2 protein-coding genes are annotated in these 2,899 nt (G+C 35.4%); both read left to right on the plus strand.

Annotated features, from left to right (window positions below; all coding sequences use genetic code 11):
- Window positions 1-461 precede the first annotated feature (461 nt).
- Entirely contained in the window at window positions 462-893 is a 432-nt protein-coding gene (gene yajC, locus IHO13_RS05025) for a preprotein translocase subunit YajC (RefSeq protein WP_225538558.1), read from the plus strand.
- Window positions 894-920: 27 nt separating this feature from the next.
- Window positions 921-2,741, plus strand: a complete 1,821-nt coding sequence (gene glmS / locus IHO13_RS05030) for a glutamine--fructose-6-phosphate transaminase (isomerizing) (protein WP_225538559.1) — start codon at window positions 921-923, stop codon at window positions 2,739-2,741.
- Window positions 2,742-2,899 lie beyond the last annotated feature (158 nt).

A 2,899-nucleotide genomic window follows, 5' to 3' on the forward strand; every position in this document is an offset into this window, starting at 1 on the left:
GCTATAAATATTTAAGAAACTTACTAAATGAAAAAAAAGGCAAAAGAAGGCTTGTGTGGAGAGTTTTGACTCTTTAATACTTTAAATTGGCGCCATAATAACTTACTGATGTCCAGTTTAAGCGTGATTTGGATGAATGTGGAAAAATTTTAAAAGACATGCAACTGCCATAATTTGATACAATCCACCAAAAAATACTCTGAGTTTTTTTACTGAAGTTTTTTATTGAGCCTGTAAATTAAAAACAAGTTTTGAGTTAAAAATACCCTTACTATTAAGGTAATGAAGTTGTTAGAATCTGTCAAGCAGTTTTTCATTCTGCTTCTGTGGCTAAAAAACATAAATCCAGCCAGCTGCCGCAAAGGTATTGTTTTTTATCTCATAAACTTGACACGAAGTAATATTGTAGTTAATAGTTAAATATGTTTACTTAAGTTTGTCGTTGATAACCAGGATTAAATATGTTCATTTCTGAAGTTTTTGCAGCAGAGGCAGCTAGTAATGCGTCAAGTGTTGGTGCGTCTTTTGCTAATTTTATCCCATTAATTTTAATAGTTGTGGTGTTTTATTTTTTTATTATCCGCCCACACCATAAAAGATTAAAAGAACTCAGAAAGATGATAGATCGAGTAAAACACGGCGATACTGTTGCTACTTCTGGTGGGATAATAGGCACAGTCAACAAAATTGACGAAGCAAATGCACAATTTATAGTAGAAATAGCACCAAAAGTTGAGATAAAAGTCCTAAAGTCCGCTATATCTGAAGTTCTAAATAAAGAGGCTCAAGCTAAACCAACTGAAAAAGGTAAAATTGAGAAGGACGACAAAAAGAATAAAAATCAGCCAGATAAAAGTAAAAAGGAACAAGACAATAAAAACAAAAATGCCTAATAACTCTAAAGAAAGGTTCGCTTGGTTGTGTGTGGAATACTTGGTGTAGTAAGTAGCGGTGATTCAGTAATACCAACTTTGCTAGCTGGGCTGCAGAAATTGGAATACAGGGGATACGATTCTTCAGGCATAGCAATCATAAATAATGAAGGCAGAATAGAAGTTAAAAAATCAGAAGGTAAAGCCGAAAGGTTATGTGAAGTTGTCGGTAACAGTAAGATGTCCAACAGTACAGTTGGCATAGCACATACTCGCTGGGCTACACATGGAGTTCCAGGTCTCAAAAATGCTCATCCTATTCATATAAATGGTGTTGTTGTTGCCCATAATGGTATAATTGAAAATTACAATTTGCTGAAAAGGAGCCTAGAAGAACAGGGAATGCCGTTTCATACTGACACCGACACAGAGGTCATACCAAACATGTTAACCCTATATCTCAATGGAGGATTGTCACCTGTTGACTCTCTATTTAAGTGTTTAAGTAACCTACATGGCTCGTTTGCTTTGGTCCTATTGTTTGCAGAACATAGAGATGCTCTATTTGTCGCAAAGAGAAACCTACCTTTAGCGATAGGCTATAACTGCAACACCGTATTTGCCGCATCTGACTCTAACACCTTAAATTCACTAGTGGACAGAATATCATACCTAGAGGATGACGACGTTGCAGTGATAAAATCTAGCGGGGTTAGTATATACAACAACGGTGCGCGAGTTAAACGCAGTATAGAAAATAATAGTTCAAGCAATTTTCTAATCAGCAAAAATGGTTACTCTAGCTTCATGCTAAAAGAGATTTTTGAGCAATCTTGTGTATTAAACAAAACAATAAACCACTTTTATAAAAAGTATACAGAGATAATATCTGCCAACAAAAAATTATTTTCTAGACTTAGTTATATTACCATAGTTGGGTGCGGGTCATCTTATTTTGCTGGATTAATAGCGAAATATTGGCTGGAAAGCATTGCACAAGTCCGAGTATATCTGGAAATCTCGTCGGAATTTAGGTATAGCAACATTAAGTTGGAGAAAGGAAGTATTGGACTATTCATCTCTCAATCTGGCGAAACTGCAGATACCATGGAAGCATTGCGCTATGCAAAATCACAGAAGCAAACAATCATTAGCCTAACTAACACATTCAGCAGCAGCATTGAAAGAATCTCAGACATTGTGTTACATACTCTTGCTGGACCAGAAATTGGTGTTGCTTCAACAAAAACCTTTTCTGCGCAACTTGCAGTTTTGGCATGCCTTACCTTAGAGCTTGCAAAAATAAAAGGTACGTTAGATGAAAAGAGAATAACGCAACTGAGCAATGCTATCAACTCTATTTCAGAATATATTGAGCATGTTTTAAATCCGATGAAGATACAACATATATCAGACAGTATATTAGAACATAGCAGCATCATTCTAATCGGTAGAGGAAGCTCATATGGAGTTGCAATGGAAGGTGCATTAAAAATAAAGGAACTTTCGTATATTAATACCATGGGTATTGCAGCGGGAGAGATGAAGCATGGTTCGATTGCTTTAATAGATTCATCTGTACTTGTCATAGCAATTATTCCATATGATAATTTATTTTTTAAAACGCTGTCCAATATACAAGAAATTATAGCAAGAAAAGGCAAAGTGATCGCTTTTAGTGAAAAGCAAGGAGTGTCGTTCTTAAGAGGAATTTGTAAAGACGTAATACAACTTCCAGACGTTGATAATTTCATTTCTCCAATCATCTACAGTATTGCTATGCAATTTCTTGCTTACACTACTGCAGTCAAGAAAGGATTGGATGCTGACTGCCCAAGAAATTTAGCTAAGTCTGTTACGGTTGAGTAGTTCATTTATAGTTAGGTATACAACTATATAAACATTGTAATATGAACATAGTAAACAATGCCATTCCAGCACCTCTTTTCCTGTCATTCAAGTGACTTTTTTCGTCATTCCAGTACTTGATACTGGGATCTACCATATTAAACATCAAGATAGAAATT

The organism is Wolbachia endosymbiont of Mansonella perstans (genome assembly GCF_020278605.1).
In the GTDB taxonomy this organism is placed as follows: Bacteria; Pseudomonadota; Alphaproteobacteria; order Rickettsiales; family Anaplasmataceae; genus Wolbachia.